The 20,494-nt window shown below is 64.6% G+C and carries 21 protein-coding genes; 14 read left to right on the top strand and 7 right to left on the bottom strand.

Annotated elements, in window-relative coordinates; translation table 11 throughout:
- Nucleotides 1–64: 64 nt before the first annotated feature.
- Nucleotides 65–1,579 carry an AMP nucleosidase gene (locus O0881_RS09615; protein ID WP_251350403.1) on the bottom strand — a complete coding sequence of 505 codons (1,515 nt, stop codon included), beginning with the start codon at nucleotides 1,577–1,579 and terminating at the stop codon, nucleotides 65–67.
- Between the two features lie 123 nt (nucleotides 1,580–1,702).
- Between O0881_RS09615 and O0881_RS09610 the strand changes: the two genes are divergently transcribed.
- The 4 genes from O0881_RS09610 to O0881_RS09595 all read left to right on the top strand — a co-directional run bounded on the left by O0881_RS09610 (nucleotide 1,703) and on the right by O0881_RS09595 (nucleotide 4,370).
- Entirely contained in the window at nucleotides 1,703–2,299 is a 597-nt protein-coding gene (locus O0881_RS09610; RefSeq protein WP_034783384.1) for a TetR/AcrR family transcriptional regulator, read from the top strand.
- 14 nt (nucleotides 2,300–2,313) lie between these two features.
- Nucleotides 2,314–3,117, top strand: coding sequence for a type I methionyl aminopeptidase (map, locus tag O0881_RS09605; RefSeq protein ID WP_099666967.1), 804 nt, complete (start codon nucleotides 2,314–2,316; stop codon nucleotides 3,115–3,117).
- Nucleotides 3,118–3,119: 2 nt separating this feature from the next.
- Nucleotides 3,120–3,644 carry a hypothetical protein gene (locus tag O0881_RS09600; RefSeq protein WP_289911061.1) on the top strand — a complete coding sequence of 175 codons (525 nt, stop codon included), beginning with the start codon at nucleotides 3,120–3,122 and terminating at the stop codon, nucleotides 3,642–3,644.
- A gap of 78 nt (nucleotides 3,645–3,722) precedes the next feature.
- Nucleotides 3,723–4,370 (top strand): heme-binding beta-barrel domain-containing protein, encoded by a 648-nt coding sequence (locus O0881_RS09595; protein ID WP_289911060.1) that lies wholly within the window; start codon nucleotides 3,723–3,725, stop codon nucleotides 4,368–4,370.
- Here O0881_RS09595 and O0881_RS09590 read toward each other — a convergent pair.
- Complete coding sequence (locus O0881_RS09590; RefSeq protein ID WP_289911058.1) at nucleotides 4,367–6,829, bottom strand: hypothetical protein; 2,463 nt, start codon at nucleotides 6,827–6,829, stop codon at nucleotides 4,367–4,369. The genes O0881_RS09595 and O0881_RS09590 overlap by 4 nt on opposite strands.
- Nucleotides 6,830–6,908: 79 nt before the next feature.
- A complete protein-coding gene (locus O0881_RS09585; protein ID WP_289911056.1) occupies nucleotides 6,909–7,688 on the bottom strand; it encodes a helix-turn-helix transcriptional regulator in 780 nt (259 codons plus the stop codon).
- Nucleotides 7,689–7,795: 107 nt separating this feature from the next.
- On the opposite strand from O0881_RS09585, the gene O0881_RS09580 reads away from it, so the two are divergent.
- Together O0881_RS09580 and O0881_RS09575 are read left to right on the top strand one after the other, a co-directional pair.
- Nucleotides 7,796–8,686, top strand: coding sequence for a DMT family transporter (locus O0881_RS09580; RefSeq protein WP_289911054.1), 891 nt, complete (start codon nucleotides 7,796–7,798; stop codon nucleotides 8,684–8,686).
- A gap of 38 nt (nucleotides 8,687–8,724) precedes the next feature.
- Nucleotides 8,725–9,321: a class I SAM-dependent methyltransferase gene (locus O0881_RS09575; protein WP_289898578.1), complete on the top strand. Its 597-nt coding sequence runs from the start codon at nucleotides 8,725–8,727 to the stop codon at nucleotides 9,319–9,321.
- Here the strand turns inward: O0881_RS09575 and O0881_RS09570 are convergent, their stop codons facing one another.
- From O0881_RS09570 to O0881_RS09560, 3 genes are all read right to left on the bottom strand, one after another.
- Complete coding sequence (locus O0881_RS09570) at nucleotides 9,322–9,771, bottom strand: GAF domain-containing protein (protein ID WP_289898890.1); 450 nt, start codon at nucleotides 9,769–9,771, stop codon at nucleotides 9,322–9,324. It lies immediately after the preceding gene.
- Between the two features lie 128 nt (nucleotides 9,772–9,899).
- Nucleotides 9,900–10,391, bottom strand: a complete 492-nt coding sequence (locus O0881_RS09565) for a LysR family substrate-binding domain-containing protein (protein WP_289911052.1) — start codon at nucleotides 10,389–10,391, stop codon at nucleotides 9,900–9,902.
- Between the two features lie 9 nt (nucleotides 10,392–10,400).
- Nucleotides 10,401–10,790, bottom strand: a complete 390-nt coding sequence (locus O0881_RS09560; protein ID WP_289911051.1) for a LysR family transcriptional regulator — start codon at nucleotides 10,788–10,790, stop codon at nucleotides 10,401–10,403.
- A gap of 89 nt (nucleotides 10,791–10,879) precedes the next feature.
- On the opposite strand from O0881_RS09560, the gene O0881_RS09555 reads away from it, so the two are divergent.
- From O0881_RS09555 to O0881_RS09520, 8 genes are all read left to right on the top strand, one after another.
- Entirely contained in the window at nucleotides 10,880–11,866 is a 987-nt protein-coding gene (locus O0881_RS09555; protein WP_289911050.1) for an aldo/keto reductase, read from the top strand.
- Nucleotides 11,867–11,996: 130 nt separating this feature from the next.
- Complete coding sequence (locus O0881_RS09550) at nucleotides 11,997–12,830, top strand: CheR family methyltransferase (RefSeq protein ID WP_034783398.1); 834 nt, start codon at nucleotides 11,997–11,999, stop codon at nucleotides 12,828–12,830.
- A 1-nt stretch (nucleotide 12,831) separates the two neighbouring features.
- Nucleotides 12,832–13,440, top strand: coding sequence for a chemotaxis protein CheB (locus O0881_RS09545; RefSeq protein ID WP_289911048.1), 609 nt, complete (start codon nucleotides 12,832–12,834; stop codon nucleotides 13,438–13,440).
- Between the two features lie 106 nt (nucleotides 13,441–13,546).
- Nucleotides 13,547–14,671, top strand: coding sequence for a hybrid sensor histidine kinase/response regulator (locus tag O0881_RS09540; protein WP_289911046.1), 1,125 nt, complete (start codon nucleotides 13,547–13,549; stop codon nucleotides 14,669–14,671).
- Entirely contained in the window at nucleotides 14,668–18,072 is a 3,405-nt protein-coding gene (locus O0881_RS09535; protein WP_289911044.1) for a PAS domain S-box protein, read from the top strand. Before O0881_RS09540 ends, O0881_RS09535 begins: the two co-directional genes overlap by 4 nt.
- A 49-nt stretch (nucleotides 18,073–18,121) precedes the next feature.
- Nucleotides 18,122–18,520 carry an MAPEG family protein gene (locus O0881_RS09530; protein ID WP_099666977.1) on the top strand — a complete coding sequence of 133 codons (399 nt, stop codon included), beginning with the start codon at nucleotides 18,122–18,124 and terminating at the stop codon, nucleotides 18,518–18,520.
- Nucleotides 18,521–18,832: 312 nt separating this feature from the next.
- Nucleotides 18,833–19,201, top strand: coding sequence for a KGG domain-containing protein (locus O0881_RS09525; RefSeq protein WP_289911043.1), 369 nt, complete (start codon nucleotides 18,833–18,835; stop codon nucleotides 19,199–19,201).
- A 200-nt stretch (nucleotides 19,202–19,401) separates the two neighbouring features.
- Nucleotides 19,402–19,665: a hypothetical protein gene (locus tag O0881_RS09520; RefSeq protein WP_077407571.1), complete on the top strand. Its 264-nt coding sequence runs from the start codon at nucleotides 19,402–19,404 to the stop codon at nucleotides 19,663–19,665.
- A 134-nt stretch (nucleotides 19,666–19,799) separates the two neighbouring features.
- Here the strand turns inward: O0881_RS09520 and O0881_RS09515 are convergent, their stop codons facing one another.
- A complete protein-coding gene (locus O0881_RS09515; protein WP_289911041.1) occupies nucleotides 19,800–20,297 on the bottom strand; it encodes a pyridoxamine 5'-phosphate oxidase family protein in 498 nt (165 codons plus the stop codon).
- Between the last annotated feature and the right edge of the window lie 197 nt (nucleotides 20,298–20,494).

Here is a 20,494-nt window from a genome sequence, read left to right as displayed (position 1 = left end):
ACCTGAGCATTAAGCTATTCCCGGATCGCATCATGGCGAGCCATGATGCGATCCGGATTGACAGTTACTGAAACGCCACCTCGGCAAAACTGCGCAATTTGCGGCTGTGCAGCCTGTCCACGCCCTGGCGGCGCAGCAGTTCCACGGCGCGGATGCCGATGCGCAGGTGCTGGTCGACGCGTTCGCGGTAGAAGTGGTTGGCCATGCCGGGCAGCTTGATTTCGCCGTGCAGCGGCTTGTCGCTCACGCACAGCAGGGTGCCGTACGGGACGCGGAAGCGGAAGCCGTTGGCGGCGATCGTCGCGCTTTCCATGTCCAGCGCGATGGCGCGGCTCTGGCTGAAACGGCGCTCCGGCGTACGCTGCGGCAGCAGTTCCCAGTTGCGGTTGTCCGTGCTGGCCACGGTCCCCGTGCGCATGATGTGTTTTAAATCATGCCCTGTCAGCTGGGTGATTTCCGCCACCGCCGTTTGCAGCGCCTGCTGGATTTCCGCCAGCGGCGGGATCGGCACCCACAGCGGCAAGTCTTCGTCGAGCACATGGTCTTCGCGCACATACGCATGCGCCAGCACGTAGTCGCCCAGGCTTTGCGTGGTGCGCAGGCCGGCGCAATGGCCCAGCATCAGCCAGGCGTGCGGGCGCAGCACGGCGATATGGTCGGTGATGGTCTTCGCATTCGCCGGTCCCACGCCGATATTGACCATGGTGATGCCGCTGCCGTCTGCGCGCAGCAGGTGGTAGGCGGGCATCTGCGGCAGGCGCGGCGGGGCGGCGCCCAGCGCATCCTCGCTTTCCACCGTCTGTCCCACGCGGCGCGTGACCACGTTGCCCGGTTCGACGAAGGCGATGTAGCCGTCGTCGTCCGAGGGCGCGGCGGCGTCGGGCGCGCGGTCCATCAGGGCGTGGCCCAGGCGGATGAATTCGTCGATGTAGAACTGGTAATTGGTAAACAGGACGAAGTTCTGGAAATGCTGCGGCGAGGTGCCGCTGTAGTGGCGCAGACGTTGCAGCGAGTAATCCACGCGCGGCCCCGTGAACAGCGACAGCGGCTGCGCTTCGCCATGCGCCGGTTCGTGCGTGCCGTTGGCGATGCCGTCGTCCATGGCCGACAGGTCGGGCAGGTCGAACAGGTCGCGCATGGCCAGGCGGCGGCCCGCATCCATATTGCCCTCGATATGGTCATGCTCGGCGAACGAGAAATGCACGGGGATGGGCTGGGCGCTCACGCCCACTTCCAGGTGCACCTTCTGGCCGCTGTTATGGTTTTTCAGTAGCAGGGTGAACTGGTCGAGGTAATAGTCGCCGAACAGGTCGGGGCGCGTCAGGGTGGTCTCGAACACGCCGGGGCCGGCGACGAAGCCGTAGGCCAGCGGCGAGTCGGCGCGCGCCACGGTGTCGGTCTGGATGCGCACGAAGGGGTAGCAGGCGCGCACCCGTTCGTGCATGTCTTCGCCGGCGACAAAGCGCTGCAGCGCATCGCGCAAGTGTTCGATGCTGCTGCGGTAAATGGCTTGCACTTGGGCCAAAGCCAGGCGTGGATCATCGAAGCGGGAGGAGGCGATGAAGGGGGGCGTAAGCAAGCGGATTCTCCTTGTAGCGGTTCGTGCATACCATTGTAAGGCAGCAAGGCAAGTCGCGTTGGACGCGTTTTTCAGCGAACGGAGCCGCTTGACGGATTCAAATAGAATCTGTATTCTATTTGAATGGTCAGACTAGCCAAATTCAACGAAAACAACTTCATCGACAGCGCGATTGCCGTCGCCGCCCAGTGCGGCGTGGGCGCCGTCTCGATGGCCGCCATCGCCGTCAAGGCCGGTGCGCCCATCGGCTCCGTGTATCACCGCTTCGATTCGCGCAACGCCATCCTGGCGCGCGCCTGGCTGCGCGTGAAGAGCGACTTCCGCGAGGAAGTGGCCAGCCGCTGGCTCGGCGGCGATACGTGGGCCGGCGTGCACGGCTTGCTGGACTGGTGCCGGCGCAAGCCCGTGTATGCGCGCTTCCTGCTGCAATGCGCGGACAGCCCCGATTTCAGCAGTGGCCTCAGCGAGGAATTGCTGGCCGCCGTCGAAGAGGAGCAGGCGGCGCTCGACGCCTGCTTTGTCCGCTGCGCCGAAGCCATGCCCGCGACCACGGAGCTTGACCTGGATCACATGCTGCTCAAATTCGTGCTGATCGACGCCCCCGTGGCCGTCGTCAAGCCTTACCTGACCCAGGAGCGGCCGATCCCCGCCAGCGTCGACGCCATGCTGCGCGCCTCGCACGACGCCGTGCGCGGCTGGGCCGCCCACACCACACACTAACCAAGAAGAAAACCATGCGCTATTCCACCCAGCTTGAACACGGCAAGAAAATCCCCCTGCACGACGAAGAAGGCTTCATCGGCATGCGCGCGGCCGGCCGCATCGCCGCCGACACGCTCGACTACATCGCGCCGTTCGTGAAACCGGGCGTCTCGACGGCCAAGCTTGACGCCCTGTGCGAGGAATTCATGCGCGCCGCCGGCGCCATCCCCGGCACCATCGATTACCACGGCTACAAGCACGCCAGCTGCATCTCCGTCAATCACGTGGTCACGCACGGCATCCCGTCCGAGACCAAGATCCTGAAAGTGGGCGACATCCTCAATATCGACGTGACGCCGAAGTTCCAGGGCTGGTTCGGCGACACCAGCCGCACCTTCAAGGTGGGCGCCGTCTCCATCCTGGCCAACCGCCTCGTCAACACGGCGTATGAGGCCATGATGGCCGGCATCCACACCGTGCGTCCGGGCGCCACCCTGGGCGACGTGGGCGCCGCCATCGAGGCGGTGGCCAAGGCGCAGGGATTTTCCTCCGTGCGCGACTTCTGCGGCCATGGCGTGGGCCAGGTCTTCCACGACACGCCGCAAGTGCTGCACTATGGCCGCGCCGGCACGGGCATCGTGCTCGAACCGGGCATGATCTTCACGATCGAACCGATGCTCAACGTGGGCAGCTACCAGGTCAAGGTCTTGCCGGACAAATGGACGACGGTGACGAAAGACCGTTCGCTGTCGGCGCAGTTCGAGCACTCGCTGGCCGTGACGGAAACGGGTTTCGAGATTTTCACCCTGACCGGCTCGACCGACCCGCTGGTGTAAGCATGGATGACGCGCGCCGGCGGCAGCTCACCGATATCGTCGCCGCGAAAGCGGGCGTGGATGTCGCTTGCGCGGCGCGCCACCTGGCGCTGCACGATGACGACGTGGCGGCCGCGCTGCGCGGCATCGACATCGAACGTTTTACGCTCACGCAGCGCCTGCTGAACAAGTACCGGCGCGATCCGGAAGACGCGCTGCAGCACGTGGCGCTGGCCGTGCTGCAGCACGAAGATATCCGCAGCGACAGCGTGCTGCGCCTGGAGCGTATCGCGGCATTGGCGCCGCCCGTCGCCGGCGTGGTGATGCTGGCCGAGTGGCTGGCCTACGTGGAATGGGAGGGCTTCGACAGCGCCCTGTACGCGAATATCGACGCGGTGGCGGCGTTCATCGGCGATGCACTGGACTTGCCCGAGGTGGCCGCCAACCTGCTGCAAGCGCGCGATGCAACCGTGTTTGAAACGCTGCGCCCGGCGCTGGCTGCCGCGGCCCTGCTGTTCATCGAGCGCCACACTACGCAGTTTCCCTGACGGCTGGCGCTTTGCCGCCGGCGGGCGCGCGTCTTACAATGGCGGCAAGCACTGTTGCCCCATTTTGAAGACTTCCGCATGAGCGATTTTCCCGAAGATATCTACACCGAGCCGTCTGCCGACGTGCACACCCTGAACAACCTCGGTCCCCTGACCTGCATGGCCGGCATCTGGACGGGCACGCGCGGCCTGGATGTCAAGCCGAAGGCCGACGGCCCGCGCAAGCAGGCTTTCGTCGAGCGCATCGAGCTGCAACCGATCGACCCCGTCACCAACGGCCCGCAACTGTTCTACGGCTTGCGCTACTACATCCACATCACCAAGCCGGACCAAGTCAAAACGTATCATGAGCAGGTGGGCTACTGGCTGTGGGAGCCGGCCACGGGCGCCGTGATCCAGACCCTGGCCATCCCGCGCGGACAGATCGCCATGGCGTCCGGCACGACGACGGCGGACGCCACCAGTTTCGAACTGGTGGCCAAGCGCGACTCGACGGCCTACGGCATCTGCTCGAACCCCTTCCTCGAACACGCGTTCACCACCGTCGAATACCGCATCAAGGTCGATATCCACGCCGATGGCACCTGGGGCTACGACGAGGACACGGTCATGCTAATCCGCGGCAAGGACGAGCCGTTCCACCACACGGACCGCAACCTGCTGACCAAAGTCGGCGAGCCGACGCCGAACCCGATGGCCTTGCAGGCGCTGGCCGCAGCCGCCTAAGGTTTTCCTTGCGCCACCGCCTTGATCGCGCGCTCCTCTCCCATGGCGGCGGCGATCTTCCAGCGCTGCATGGCGCTGGCGCGGTCCGGGCGTTTCAGGCCCGCGCCTTCCCAGTCCATCAGGCCCAGGTTGTAGATGTCGCCCGCGCTGCCCTTGTCGGCGGCCAGGGTGAACCATTTGCGCGCTTCCTTGTGGTTGACGGGAATCTGGTAGCCGCGCACGTGGTACAGGCCCAATAAGTGCATGGCTTGTGCATTGCCCTTGTTCGCGGCCTGTTTCAGCAGGTCCAGGCCGCGCGCCATGTTGCGCGGCTCCTGCCAGCCTTCGGCCAGCATCACGCCCTTCGCCGTCAGCGCATAGCTGTCGTTCTTCACCAGGCCCTTGCCGATCAGGGGCTTGGCGGCCACCTGGCGCGCTTCGCGCTGCTGCGCCGTTGGCGCGGTGATTGGGCCGGGCTTGCCTTCGCCCATCAGCAGCATCCAGCCATACAGGCCATACGCGCCCGCGTCGCCCTTGCCGACCAGGCTTTCCAGCATGGCCAGCGCCTGCGCCTTGTCGCCATTTTCATACAGCTTGACGGCCTTGGCGCTGCTCGCATCCTGCGGCACGGCGGCCGGCGCATGGGGCGCGACGGGCGCCGACGCCATGGCCGTTTGCGGCGGCGCGGAAACCGGGCGCACGCGCACGGGCAAGCCATAGCTGGCGGCCAGCACGGCCAGGCTGGCGGGGGCGAGGATCAGCACTTGCGCCAGCTGGTTGCGGCGGCCCTTGCCGGCAATGCCCATGGCCCGTTCGGCCTGCCGTTCGCCGCCCAGCGCCTCGCTGAGTACCGTCTTGACCTTGCGGTTGAACAGCCAGTAACCGGCGCCCGTGACGAGCAGTCCGGCCACGGCGGCGGCACCGCGGCCGGCGAAGAACCAGGCGGCGATGGCGGCGGCCAGCGCGGCCAGCGCGCTTTTCCACCAGAATTGCTTGGCCAGCCGCGTGTAGACCTGGCGCAGGGCGCCCAGCACGCAGGTGCGCACGTTCTGCGCATAGTCGGCGGAGACGACATCGACGTGCGCGTGGTCCGCGTCGCCGCTGAGGACGGACTCGATCACGTCCGCATTCAGTTCCGAGGCGGCCACGTCGCGCAGCGGCGTGAGCAAACCCTGCACGTGGGCTGAGAACAGGCCGTCGTCGGCGCTGCCGGCCAGCGCATCGCTGAGCGCCTTGAGGTCGCCGCGCAGCAGTTTTTCCACGATGTCGTCGAGCGTCAGCCAGCGCAAGTCCGCGCCGTACGCCACCAGGTGATGTTTTTCCGCGTTGCACGATGCGTCCAGGCGCACGATGCGCAGCTTGCCGCCATACAGGGCGTCGACTTCCTGCGGCTGGTCTTCATTGTAAATGCTCACTTTCGCCAGGGCCAGGCTGCTGGCGATGGCTGCCAGTGAGTGCACGCTCTCCTTGTCGCGGATGCGGCGCGCGTCGTCCTGCGCCTGCTTGGGCAGGCTGACGCTGTAGCCGGGCGCCACGTGCACGTCGACCCAGGCCGCCTTGCCCACCTTGCCGGAACCGTCGCAGGGGTTGCAGCGCAAGTCGCCCACGCCGCTGCACGTGCGGCACGTAACCTTGCCGCTGGCGCGGCAGGTGCCGCAATTGATGTTGCCGGAACCGTGGCAGGTGTTGCAGCTGACCTTGCCGAAGCTGCAATGGTAGCAAGAGCGGTATTCGGTACGGTATTGCGTGCGCGTTTCGCTGTGGTAGCTGGTGTGCGAGCTGCCGTTGCTGTAGGTGGTAGTGGGCACTTGCACCGTGACGTAATCGGTGACTTGCTCGGACACCGTGCCGCTGCCGCTGCAATACGAGCACGACACCTTGCCGCTGCCGTAGCAGCCATACGCGTCGCAGCTGACGGTGCGCCCGCCGTGGCAATTCCAGCACGTTTCCGTCGTCGCGCCATAACAGGTGTGGCAGCCGATGCGGCCTTTGCCGGAACAGTTGCTGCAGGTATCGAGGTGCCAGTACTTGACGGCGTGCGGCAGGTAGACGCCCGCCTCGACGCCGTTGTAGGCCTGGCCCGCCTGGCGCAAGGCATTGTCGAGCTTGCCCGCCGCGCGGCGCAGCCGTTCCTTTTCCTGCGCGTGAGCGAGTGCTCCCACTTCGTGCGAGCCACAGTGGCAGTCATTGCCCGCTGGCGCGAAATAGCCGTTGATGACGCGCTGCTCGAAGCGCGCCTCGAGCGCGTAATTGGCTTGCAGGGAAAAATCCTGCAGCACGTCTTCCTCGCCCAGCGGCGTGATGTCGTGCGGCTCGAAGCGCGTCTTGTCCTGCACCAGGGTGCGCAGCTTGCCCAGCACGGTGGGTACATCTTCCTTGTCGAGCTTGATGGGCGCGGGCGCCGTCACGGCTGTTGCTGATGCCTGGGGCATGTCCTCGCTGCCTTGGGTATCGGTGGCCGTGTCGGTGCTGGGGTTCATGCGCGTCCTTTTGCTCTCTGGAAAGATGTTTGAATTTTAGCATCCCCATATGACAAGGCGGCTACCCCTGGCCCCTTTTTCAGCGCAGGCCGCGGCGGAACTGGTCGGGCGTGCCGCCGCCTTGACGGCGGAACATGGCGATGAAGGCCGAGGCCGTGCTGTAGCCCAGTTCCAGCGCGATCGCCTGCACGGTTGCTCCCTGTTCCAGCAGGGGCAGGGCGGCCAGGAAGCGCTGGCGCTGGCGCCATTCGCCGAACGGCATGCCCAGTTCGCGCTGGCAACGCCGGGCCAGCGTGCGTTCGGTCACATGCAATTGCGCGGCCCACTCGGCCAGTGAGCGGTTACTGCCGGGATCAAGCTGCAGGGCGGCCAGCAGCGCCGCGATGACGGGTTCGTCGCTGCCGGGCAAATAATTGCGGCTGCACGGCGCCAGCTCCAACTGGTCGACCAGCACTTGCGCCAGGCGCTGGTCGGCTGCCGTGGCGGGTGTGGTGACGCCCCGTTCGGCAAAGTCGCCGAGTATGGCTTTGAGCAAGGGACTCAATACCAGCGCGCACGGCTGCGTCGGCAACTGCGCGCACAGGCTGGCATCGATGTAGGCGGAGTGAAACACGACATCCTGGCGGATATAGCCGTCGTGCAAGGTCTCGGGCGGTATCCACACGGCGTACTGGGGCGGCGACAGGTAACGCTGGCCCGCCACCATGATTTCCATCACGCCCGTGGAGCAATACGTGAGCTGGCCCCACGGATGGCTCTGGTAATCGAATTGCTGGTGCGCGTGGTAATCGTCGAGGCGAAAGTACACGGGATAGGGCAGGGCGTCGGAAACGGCGGGAAAGTGCTGGTTGCTGGCCATCGGATCTCCTGTTTTGTCCTGTTCTTTGCATCGTTTGTCCGATATGCATTATATCCATGGAATCGGACCATGCGAAAATGGTGCTCGTTGAATAGTGGAGTTCCTGCATGAAAGCCAAGCATTATCTGTTTCCCGTGATCGCCGTGCTGATCTGGGCCATCAATACCATCGTCAGCAAGATGGCCGTGGGCGTGATCGATCCGGCCGCCATCTCGTTCTACCGCTGGCTGCTGGCCGGCGTGCTGCTGGCGCTCGTGTTTGGCCGCGCTGTGTGGAAGCAGCGGGTCGTGGTGAAACCATATCTTGGGAAACTGTTTGTGCTCGGCATGTTGGGCATGGTCATGTACCAGTGCCTCGCGTACATCGCGGCGCAAACGACGACGGCCACCAACATGGGCATCCTCGCATCGCTGATGCCGCTGCTGGCCGTGGGCCTGTCCGTCTTGTTGTTGAAAGAGGCGCCCACCGTGGGCGGCGTGTTCGGCGGCTTCGTGTCCTTGCTGGGACTCGGCTACTTGCTCAGCCATGGCGACCCGGCCGCCCTGATCGCCCATGGCGCGGCCGTGGGCGACGCCCTGATGCTGCTGGCGTGCCTGTCGTATGCGGGCTATGGCGTGCTGCTCAAGCGCTGGAAGATTCCCCTGAATAACTGGCACTCCCTGCTGATCCAGGTGTGGTGCGCCGTGCCCGTGCTGTTCGTGTATTACCTGAGCCAGTCGGCGCCGCCCGTCACCAGCGCCGGCTTGCCGCTGGTGCTGTTTGCCGGCATCCCCGCATCCATCATCGCGCCGTTCTTGTGGATGCACGGTCTGGCGAAGCTGGGCCCGAGCCGCGCCACGACTTTGATGAATCTGCTGCCCGTGTTCACGGTGATCATCGCCATGCTGTTCCTCGGTGAAACCTTGCACAGCTACGATGTGATCGGCGGCGGCGTGACCCTGCTGGGCGTGGTGATGGTGCAGTACCTGAAACGCCCATTGAAGCGCGCACAAGCGTAGTATTTTTGCTATGCTGATGTTTTGCACAAGGAGGCGGCATGCACAGCATCGATACCCTCGATACCCTGTTAAGCGAACTGGAAGCATTCGGTAACACCAATGATGCGGCGCATACGGAGCGTGCCAGCCGCATGCTCAATATCACGCGCGACACGGGTGAATTGCTGGCCGTGCTGGTGCACGCGCGCGGTGCGCGGCGGGTGCTGGAAATCGGCACCTCGAACGGCTATTCCACCCTGTGGCTGGCGCGCGCGGTACAGCCGCTGGGCGGCAGCGTGGTGACGGTGGAAAAGGCGCAGGACAAGTTCGACATGGCGCATGCCAACTTTGTGCGCGCGCAACTGCAAGGCGTGATTGGCCAGTTGCTGGCGGACGCGGGCGACGTGCTGCGCGATGCGGCTGACGGTGCCTACGATTTCATCTTCCTCGATTCCGCGCGCCAGCAATATCAGTCCTGGTGGCCGCAGCTGGACCGCGTGCTGGCGGCCGGCGGCGTGCTGGTGGTCGACAATGCCAGCTCGCACTACGCGGACATGGCCGGTTTTATCGACGCCATCCGCGCCGACAGCCGCTACACGGCATGCCTGGCGACGGTCGGCAAGGGCGAATTCATCGCCGTCAAGGCGGGCAACTGATTATTCGGCAACGATAGCCGCTTCCAGTACGCGCACCAGCGATTCGACGCCTTGCGCGTCGACGTCGTCGAAGCGGCCGGGCAAGGGGCTGTCGAGGTCGAACACGCCGATGATTTGACCCTGCGCAAACACGGGCACCACCAGTTCCGAGCGGGAATTGACGTCGCAGGCGATGTGGCCAGGAAACGCGTGCACATCCTGCACGACGATGGACTTGCCTTCGACCACCGTGGTGCCGCACACGCCGCGTCCCTTCTTGATGCGGATGCAGGCTGGCTTGCCCTGGAACGGTCCCAGCACCAGTTCCTCGCCTTTCAGGAAGTAAAAGCCGGCCCAGTTGAGGCCCGGCATCGTGTTGAAGACCAGCGAACTGAAGTTGGCCGTATTGGCGATGAAATCGCTCTCGCCGGCCAGCAAGCCTTGCAGCTGCGAGCGCAGGTCCGCATACATGGCGTGCTTGGCTGCGGGGGTATCGGTGCCGTAGGCGGCGTCGCTGATGGTAAACGTCATGGTCGTGGTGGCGCTGAAAAATGGGGAAGGCGCCATGGTAGCGCGTCTGGCGCATCCGTGCGCGGCCTTCACTTTTTCAAATGTTCTTGCGCCAGCCGGCGCAGCAGGGGCAGGGCCGCATGGCCGTGGTCTGCCCGCCAGGCCAGGCCGATGCCGGCCGCCAATTCCTCACCTTCCACCAATGGCCGGTAGACCACGCCAGCCAGGCGCAGCGCGCGGAACGAGTCGGCCAGCAGCGCCATGCCCTTGCCGGCCGCCACGTCGCCGAGCAGCACATGGTGGTCGGGCGCTTCGCGCAGGAAGACGGGCGCGAAACCATGCCGGCGAAATACCTGCTGGCAATGGTCGAAGAAGGCGGGCTGGCGCGCCCGTTCGAACCAGTAGACGGATTCCTGGGCGATATCCAACAGGCTGAGCTTGCGCTTTTTCGCCAGCCGGTGCCCGGCGGGCAGGGCCAGCATCATGGGCTGGCGCGCCAGCGGCTGCACGGCCAGCTCGAAGGTGGCGCTGGGCAAGGCCAGCAGGGCCGCATCAAGCTGGCCCTTGCGCACGCCAGCCACCAGGCGCGGCTAGGGTGCGGACGTCAGTTCCAGGCGGATACTGCCCAGTTGCCCTTCCAGCGCCGCCAGCAAGGGCCGGAACAGGCCGGCCGCCACGGAACTGGTCAAGCCCAGGCGCAGGCGCGCGGGCGCGCTGTCTTGCCGCAGCGACGTTTGCGCAATATCAAGTAAATCGAGGATGTGCAGCGCCTGCGGCAGCAAGGTATGCCCTGCCTGAGTCAAGGCCACGCCCTGCGTGTCGCGCTCGAACAATCGCGCGCCCAGCCGCTCTTCCAGCGCCTTGATGGCGCGCGACAGGGGCGGCTGGGTCATATGCAATTGCTCCGCCGCCTGGCGGAAGTTCAGGCAGCGGGCGACGGCGCAAAACAGGGTCAAGGCATGGGTATCGAGGGCTCTCATACCAGAAAGGTATCACGAAATCGCGTATTCCCCCGCCGGCCGGCACGGCCTAGACTGGCTGCATCGAGTCAACACGTGAGGAGAGCAGCATGCAACAACGACGCATCGGCAATAGCGGCTTGACCAGCTCGGCACTGGGCCTGGGCTGCATGGGCATGTCGGAATTTTATGGCGCCACGGACGAGGCGCAATCGCTGGCCACCCTGGAAGCGGCCCTGGCGGCGGGCGTGACCCTGTTCGACACGGCCGACGCTTACGGTTTCGGCCACAACGAGCAATTGCTGGGGCGCTTTTTGGCCAGCCATCGCGGCCAGGCCCTGGTCGCCACCAAGTGCGGCCTGGCGCGCGAGGCGGGCAGTTATGCGCGCCGCGTCGACAATTCCCCCGCCTACATCCGCCAGGCGTGCGAAGCGTCGCTGGCGCGCCTGGGCGTGGAGGCCATCGACCTGTTCTACCTGCACCGCCTGAACCTGGAGACGCCGCTGGAGGAATCGATGGGCGCGCTGGCGCAGCTACGGCAAGAGGGCAAGATCCGCGCCGTGGGCCTGTGCGAAGTGAGCACCGCCACCTTGCGGCGTGCGGCGGCGCTTTGCCCCGTGGCGGCCGTGCAGAGCGAGTATTCGCTGTGGACGCGCGAACCGGAGCAGAGCGTGCTGGCCGCCTGCCGCGACGTGGGCGCCAGCTTCTTTGCCTACAGCCCACTGGGGCGCGGTTTCCTGACGGGCGCCATCGCCGATGCGGCTAGCCTCGACGCGGGGGATTTCCGCCAGTTCAATCCCCGTTTTTCATCCGACAACCTGGCGCGCAACCAGGCCATCGTCGCGCAGGTGAAGGACCTCGCGCGCGCCAAAGGCTGCACGCCGGCCCAGCTGGCGCTGGCCTGGCTGCTGGCGCAAGGGGACGACCTCATTCCCATCCCCGGCACCAAGCGTATCGCATATTTGCACGACAACCTGGGCGCGCTGGCCGTGCGGCTGGACGGCGCGGAACTGGCGGCGATGAATGCCGCCTTTCCTATGGGCATGGCGGCGGGCGCGCGTTACACGGAGGAAGGCATGAAGGGCGTGGATGCCTGAAAAAGATGGCGCAGTGTACGCCAGCGTACCTAACTGACACTTTCCTTGCGGGATAATCGCCGGCGATCTGCTAGCATTTGGCAGTGACTGCATGGTGTGTGTTGCACTGTGTTCAACGGTCAGGTATCCGATGAGGTGGATGTTGTTAGATGACGATATTTTCGATATAGAACTGAAATTGTTGCTTGAGGGAATCTTGTTAAGGTATCAGCACGATTTCCGCGATTATTCGGTGGCGTCGCTGCGCCGGCGCATGCGCCAGGCCATGGAGCGCTTCGGCTGCGCCAGCCTGTCGCAGTTGCAGGACCGCATCTTGCACGAGCCGGCCATGTTCGCGCAGATGCTGCAGTTTTTCACGGTGCAAGTGAGCGAGATGTTCCGCGATCCCGCGTATTTCCGTGCCTTGCGCGAAAAAGTCGTGCCCATCCTGCACACCTATCCTTCCATCAAGATCTGGGTGGCCGGCTGCAGCAGCGGCGAAGAGGTGTGGTCGCTGGCCATCTTGCTGGAAGAGGAAGGCTTGCTTGAACGTAGCATGATTTACGCGACCGACATCAATGTGGAAGCGCTGGCCGCCGCCGAAGCGGGCATCTATCCGATCGAGCGCATCGCCCAGTTCAGCGAGAATTACCAGTTGGCGGGCGGCAAGCGCTCGCTGTCCGACTATTACACGGCCGCCTACAAGGGCGCCATCTTTGAGCGGCGCTTGCGGCGCCAGTTCGTCTTCGCCGACCACAGCCTGGCGACGGACAGCGTGTTTTCGGAGGTGCACATGGTTTCCTGCCGTAACGTCATGATCTATTTCAATAAAGACTTGCAAGACCGCAGCCTGGGCCTGTTCCACGAAGCGCTGGTGAACCGGGGCTTCCTTGGCCTGGGCATGAAGGAAAGCCTGCATTTCAGCCGCCATGCGGCCAGCTTCAATGAGCTGAGCCCGGCTGAACGCATCTTCCAGCGTGCCTGACATGTTGCCGACCTGCGACGTCGCGCCACCGCCCGCCGGCCTGCGCCTGATCGCCATCGGCGCCTCGGCCGGCGGCGTGGAAGCGCTGGGCATCGTGCTGCGCGCCTTGCCCGCCACCTGCCGCGCGGCCGTGGTGGTGGTGCTGCACCTGGCGCCGGGCCGTTCGAGCCAGTTGCCGCAGCTGTATGCGGAACGTTGCCAGCTGCCCTTGCGCGAAGCGCAGGACAAGGAACCCTTGCAGGGCGGCACCGTGTATTTCGCGCCGCCCGATTACCATTTGCAAGTCGAACCCGATGGCAGCTTTTCCCTGTCGCAAGAAGCGCCCGTGTATTTTTCGCGTCCGTCCATCGATGTCTTGCTGGAAACAGCCGCGTACGCTTACCGGCGCGCCATGCTGGCCATCATACTGACGGGCGCCTCGGCCGACGGCGCGGCGGGCCTGGCGCGCGTGCGGCAGCTGGGTGGTAGTGCCTGGGTGCAAGACCCGCAGCGGGCCAGTTGTGGCATCATGCCGGCCGCCGCGCTCAAGCGGGCCGGCGCCGACCGCGTGCTCGATTTGCCGCAGATGGCTGCCAGCCTGGCCTTGCTCGGCGATGGTGAACACAAGTGAATGGGAATGGTGTAGTGCGTGTAATATATGTGAGAATTGAAACAATGTTTATGTCCATATCGAAACACGATGGCATCTTGCCGTTGCGATGCCTGAAGATGATTCCGTGACCGCCCCTATCCATATCCTCGTCGTTGACGACATCGCGCAAAACCTGGTCGCCGCCGAAGCCGTGCTGGCGCGGCCCGGTATTGTCATCCTGAAGGCCGGCTCGGGCGCCGAGGCGCTGGAATTGCTGTTGACGCATGACGTGGCGCTGGCCCTGATCGACGTGCAGATGCCGCAGATGGATGGTTTCGAGCTGGCCGAGCTGATACGCGGCAGCGAACGCACGCGCAGCATTCCCTTGATTTTTCTCACGGCCGCGTCGCGCGAACCGAGCTACAGTTTCCGTGGCTACGAGGCGGGCGCCGTCGATTTCCTGTACAAGCCCATCGACGTGAAAGCCTTGCAAAGCAAGGTGGCCGTGCTGGTCCAGTTGTACCAGCAGAAACGCGAGTTGTCGGCCCAGCTCGATGAACTCAAGCATGCCTTGCACCTGAATGAACTGTTCACGGCCGTGCTGGGCCACGACTTGCGCACGCCCCTGTCGGTGGTGATGAACGGCGCCATGCTGTTGCCGATGATGAGCGACCACCCGAAGGTGATCGTCACGGCGCAGCGCATCGAAAGCAGCGCCAAGCGCATGGCGCGCATGGTCGACCAGTTGCTGGACCTGGCGCGCATCCGTTCCGGCACGATGGAGTTGCGCAGCAGCATGCACGACTACCTGGCGCTGGCGCGCGCCATCGTCGAGGAATTCGAGACGGCCGGCCAGGCGCCCCTTGTCGAACTCAGCAGTGTTGGCGAGCTGCACGGGCAATGCGACGCGGGCTTGCTGTCGCAAGTCATCTCGAATTTGCTATGCAACGCCCTCACGCATGGCGAGGCGGGCGCGCCGGTGCAGCTGGCCCTCGACGGACGCGACGCCGACAGCATTGAATTGCGCATCGCCAATCGCGGCGTCATTCCCGCCGCCTTGCTGCCGACCCTGTTCGAGCCGTTCCAGCAGGCAGGCGAAAAGCGCAGGACGGGGCAGGGCCTGGGGCTGGGCCTGTACACGGTGAACATGTTCGTCAAGGCCCATGGCGGCACGGTCGAGCTCAGTTCGACGGACGCGCAGGGCACGCTGGCGACGGTGCGCATCCCGCGCCAGTGCCAGGTGCGCGTGCAAGCGGGATTGGCCACATGAGCGCGCCAGCCTGGCCGCGCGGCGGCGGCAGCATGGGCGAGCTGGTGCGCCAGCGCGACTGGTCCGCCACCGGTCTTGGCGCCCTCGATGGCTGGCCCGCCAATTTGCGCACCAGCGTCGACATCGTCCTCAATTCGCCGATGGCGATGGTGCTGATGTGGGGCCCGCAGCATGTGATGATTTACAACGACGACTACATCCAGATCGCCGGCGCGCGCCATCCGGCGGCGCTGGGCGGCACGGTGCCGGCAGTCTGGCCCGAAATCTGGGATTGGAACGCGCGCATCCTCGACGCGGGATTGCGCGGCGAGACGCAGGTGCACCGCGAGTGCTGCCTGCCGCTGTTGCGCGGCGGACAGCACGCGGATGTCTGTTTCGACCTGTTTTACACGCCCGTGCATGGCGCCGGCGGCCAGGTCGATGGCGTGCTGTGCACGGCGCTGGAATTGACGGCGCGCATGGAGGAGGGGCGCCAGCTGAAACTGGCCACGGCCGAACTGGGCGAGCTCAATACCACCTTGCAAGCCGAGAGCGAGGCCGTGCGCGCGGCCAACCGCCGCCTGGGCGAGGAACGCGCGCTGCTGCGCGCCCTGTTCCAGCAGGCGCCCAGCTTCATGGCCATGCTGCGCGGGCCGCAGCACGTGTTCGAATTGGCGAATGAACATTATCTGCGCCTGGTGGGACGCCCCGAACTTGAGCTGCTGGGCAAGACAGTCGAAGTGGCCTTGCCCGAAGTCAAGGCGCAAGGTTTCATCGCGCTGCTCGACCAGGTCTACCGCACGGGCGAACCTTACGAAGGGCGCCAGGTCAAAGTGGATTTGCAGACGGCGAACGGGCAGACGGGCCAGCGCCACATCGATTTCGTCTACCAACCCATCAAGGATGACGAGGGCGCGGTCACGGGCATCCTCGTCGAAGGCATCGACGTCACCGAGCGCATGGAAGGCGAGGAGCGGCTGCGCCTGGCTCAGCAGGCGGGCGGCATCGGCACCTTCGAATGGTTCCCGGAGACGGGCGCGATGCTGGTGTCGCCCACCTTCCGCCGCCTGTGGGGCATTGCCGACGAGACAGAAGTGACGGAGCGCCTGCTGGTGAGCCTGGTCGATGCGCGCGACCAGCAAAAGGTCGGACCCAGCAAGCTGGATCTGGCGCCCAATCCCCTCGAATACGTGGAATACCGCATCCGCCGTCCCGCCGATGGCGCGCTGCGCTGGATCGCGCGCCAGGGCGAGGTGGTGGCCGGCCGCGTGCCGGGCCAGCGCCGCTACGTGGGCGTGTCGTTCGACGTGACGGAGCGGCGCCAGATCGAGGATGAACTGAACGCCAGCCAGGAGCGCATGGCCGCCATTTTCGGCCAGGCTTCCGTGGGCTTGTCCGAGCTGGGCCTCGATGGCCGTTTCCAGCGTGTCAACGGCGCCCTGTGCCGCATGCTGGGCCGTTCCGCCGAAGAACTGCTGAGCCTGAATATGAACGACATCATGCATCCGGCGGACGTGCCTGGCAACGGCGTGCTGTTCCAGCGCTTGGTGGAAACGGGCGAATCGTTCTCGCTGGAAAAGCGCTACCTGAAGCCCGATGGCTCGCAAGTATGGGTGTCGAGCAATGTCAGTCGCCTGGTCGATGAGCAGGGTCATACGCGTTCCTTGATCGCCGTCAAGACGGACATCACGGACCGGCGCCGCGTGGAAAAAGCGCTGCATGAATTGAACGAAACGCTGGAGCACCGGGTCGAACAGGAAGTGAATGAGCGCACCAAGGCCGAAGACGCCTTGCGCCAGGCGCAAAAGATGGAAGCCGTTGGCCAGTTGACGGGCGGCATCGCACACGACTTTAATAATGTGCTGCAAATCATTTCCGGCAATTTGCATTTGCTGCAGCACCTGGCGGGCACGGATGGCCTCATGCGCCAGCGCCTGGACACGGCGATCGCCGCCGTCGAGCGGGGCGCCAAGCTGTCGTCGCACCTGCTGGCGTTTGCGCGGCGCCAGCCCTTGCAACCGGTGGTGGCCGACCTGACGCGCGTGGTGCGCAACATGGATGCGCTGCTGCGGCGCGCCCTGGGCGAAGCGATCGACATCGTGCTGGTGGGCGGCGGCGGACTGTGGAATACCCTGGTCGACCGCAGCCAGATCGAGAACGTCATCCTCAACCTGGCCATCAATGCGCGCGACGCCATGGATGGCGTGGGCAAGCTGACCATCGAGCTGGGCAACGTCGTGCTCGACGAACAGTATGTGCACAACCTGGTCGACGTGCCGGCGGGCCAGTACGTGATGCTGTCGGTGACCGATACGGGCCGCGGCATGAGCGGCCCCGTGCTGCAGCGCGCCTTCGAACCGTTCTTCACGACCAAGCCGGAAGGCGCGGGCACGGGTCTGGGCTTGTCGATGGCGTACGGCTTTGTCACGCAAAGCCGCGGCCATATCCGCATTTACAGTGAACCTGGCGTGGGCACGGGAGTCAAAATCTATTTGCCCCGATCCCTGATGGCCGAAGCGGACGAGGAACTGGAACTGAGCGGCGTCGTCACGGGCGGCACGGAAACGGTGCTGGTGGTGGAAGACGACGTGGGCGTGCGCACCACCGTGGTCGACATGCTGGGCGCGCTCGGCTACAAGGTGCTCAAGGCCGAGGATGGCGAAAGCGCGCTGGCCGTGCTGCACAGCGGTGCGCAGATCGATGTGCTGTTTACGGACGTGATCATGCCCGGTCCCGTCAGCAGCACGGAGATGGCGCGCCAGGCGCGCGAGTTGCAGCCCGATATCGCCGTCTTGTTTACCTCGGGCTACGCGCAGGATGTCATCGTGCACGAAGGCCGGCTCGATGCGGGGGTGGAATTGCTCAGCAAGCCATACCGGCGCGAAGAGCTGGCGCGCAAGCTGCGCCATGTGCTGGCCAACCGCCAGCAGCAAATGCGCGCGCGCCAGTTCGAACGGTCCGGCGCACCCGTGGCCGGCACGCTGGCAAGCGGCAGCACGGCGGCCAGCGTGCTGGGAGGCGGCACACCGGGGCTGGACTTGACGGGCCATGCTTTGGTGCCGCAGGGGGACATGCCGACTTCGATGAAGATACTCGTGGTGGAAGACAATCTCGATTCCCAGCTGATGGTGTGCGAGCTGGTGGGCATGCTGGGCCACACGGTCAGCGGCGTGTCCGATGGCGAGGCGGCGTGGGAGTTGCTCAACGAGCAAGACTTCGATATCCTGTTTACGGATGTCAGCCTGCCCGGCATGTCCGGCATCGCGCTGGCACGCATGGTGCTGCGCGATAAACCGGACATGCGCATCATCTTTTCCACCGGCTATGGCAAGGAATCGATGGATGAGCTGGGCTTTTCCGCCAGCGTCTTGCGCAAGCCCTATGATTTGATGGAGTTGCAAGCGGCACTCGACCAACCCTGACGGGCATGCGCCGGCATGGCCAGCCTGTCCCACCCTGCAGAGGTAAGGCATGACTCCTGAACTGACGATGCTGGCCTGTACCCTCGTGCTGGCGCTGGTGCAAATCCTGCTGCCCGCACTGTTTCGCACGCGCGAGACGGGCACGGCGTATAACGTGAGCGCGCGCGACGGCGAAGGCCCGCCTGTAGGCAAGATCACGGGCCGCTTGCAGCGGGCCCAGGCGAACCTGTTCGAAACCCTGCCCCTGTTCGCCGCCGCCGTGCTGATCGCCCACGTGACGGCGCAGGAAAGCGCGCTGACCCTGTATGGCGCCGCCCTGTACCTGGCCGCGCGCGTGCTGTACTTGCCCCTGTATGCGTTTGGCGTGCCCGTCGTGCGCACGCTCGTGTGGTGCGTATCGATTGCCGGCTTGCTGATGCTGTTCTGGGCCATCCTCTTCGCTTCCTGAATTCCACGCCGCTGGCGTCCCGCGGCCGCGCGCCCGAGGCGATGCGCGGCAAGTTCCGATGCCGCCGTTCTCCAGCCGCCCTGGCGGCTGGCCGCGTGCGCTGCCTCGCTAACTGCTGAGTATCTGGTACTTTTGGTGGAAAACTGAAAGTAACTACGCCACCACGGGCGGGACTCATCCTACATGCGCTCTTGGCATCCTCCTATTTCTTGCACCCCATGCGCGCACTAAGATGACGGTTCCCTTGCCATGCGAGGGGAAAGAATTGCATGGTTTGCACTGTTTCTGATTCCATCGATCAAGGAGATCATCATGGCCACATCGAGCGACAATAAACAGCAAGGTAGTAAAACCAGTAGCAGCAGTAGCGGCGGCAGCGGCAACAAGCAAAGCGATACCAGCAAACGGGGTTTCGCTTCCATGGACCCCGCCCAGCAGCGCGAAATCGCCAGCGAAGGCGGACGTGCCGCGCATGAAAAGGGCACGGCGCATGAATTCACGTCGGAAGAGGCGCGCCGCGCAGGCAGCCAAAGCCACAAGAACGATGCCAGCCGGCAAAGCGCCTCCAGCTCCAGCGGCACGCGGGACAATGCCAGCATGAACCAGGAGGGCAACCGCGACAGTGGCAACAAGCAAAGCGGCGGCTCGGGTTCGGGTTCCGCGGGGTCGCGCAACAAGTAGCAGCAAGTGGTAATGAGCGGTAGCGGTGACCATGGCCAGCGGCAGGCACGCCGCTGGCCATGGCCGCATCTGTCCGGTCGTCGCAAAATTTTGATGCAATGCAGCAGGCATGGACTATGATGAAATAGCTGCGCTGGCAAGGTGCAATCGCCTGGCAATCGCCTCGCAGTCAACTCGCATTGATGATCAGGGAGAAGATAATGGGCAACGCGAATACGCCGCAACCGGGCAATAGCCAGGGCGGCACGCCATCCACGGCGGGCAGCAAGCAAAGCACGGCCGACTCGGCCGAAAACTTTGTACTGGTCGATAGCGAGCAAGGTCTCGATATCGGCGACGATCTGTTTTCCATCGGCGAAGTGCGGCGCGCCGACCGCTTGCCGCATCACCAGTCCGGCTCCGCCGGGCAAAGCCGGCAGAGCGCCGACGATGCGCCCGACACCACGGGCAGTACGGGCGTCTGAGCTTCCCTTCCTGACTGTCTGATAATTTCCGCAGGGCCAGCCGCCGGGCGCGTTCGCGCACGGCGGCTGGCCGTTTCCCCTTGTGCGCGGACAACGTCGCCTGCTTGCCGGCGCGGGTAAGACTGGCGACCCGGCTACAGGTCGACCCGTCCGTGTTCGCCCAGATCCTTTGGCGGTTCGCCCGTGATGGCGGCCTTGGCCATTTCATAGAATTGCATCATCTTGCTGGCGCTGCTATCCCAGTATTCGGCCGACTGTATCGTTACCTTGATCAGCGACAGCTTCGGATCGTCGGCACCGCCCGGGAACCAGGCTTTTAGCAGCGGGTTCCACAATTCTTCCGCCTTGGCGCGGTCCTTCAGCAACTGCGCGTGGCCGCAGACGGATACATACAGGCTGTCGCCCGTGTCGACAAAGCTGACGTTGACTTGCGGATTGTTCAGCAAGTCGCGCGTGTAGGCGGCTTCGTCCGAGACAAAGAACCAGATGTGCCCTTCGCTGTCGACCTGCTGCTGCGTCAGTGGCCGGCTGGTGAGGGTGCGCATGTCATCGCTGGTGGTCAGCATGCCGAATTTGACGTCCTTGATCCTGGCCGCGATGCTGGCCAGTTGTTCGCTGGAATATGTTTGCATGGGTGCTCCCTTGATGGTTGTCCTGAACAACAGCATAGGCGGGCGCGGCAGGCGGCTCTGTACGGCAGCTTACGTAGTGGCGACTGCCTGCCTCGCGCCATGTTTCAAAGCTGTTACAAAACGCTGGCCCGGCGGGGCGCCCCATGTATTGACTTAATAAATGATAATCATTATCATTTGTTTGAAAATGAGGCATG

Source organism: Janthinobacterium sp. SUN100, from assembly GCF_030397705.1.
GTDB lineage: Bacteria > Pseudomonadota > Gammaproteobacteria > Burkholderiales > Burkholderiaceae_D > Janthinobacterium > Janthinobacterium kumbetense.
Note: the sequence above shows the minus strand (reverse complement) of the source record. Positions and strands in the feature narration are given on the sequence as shown.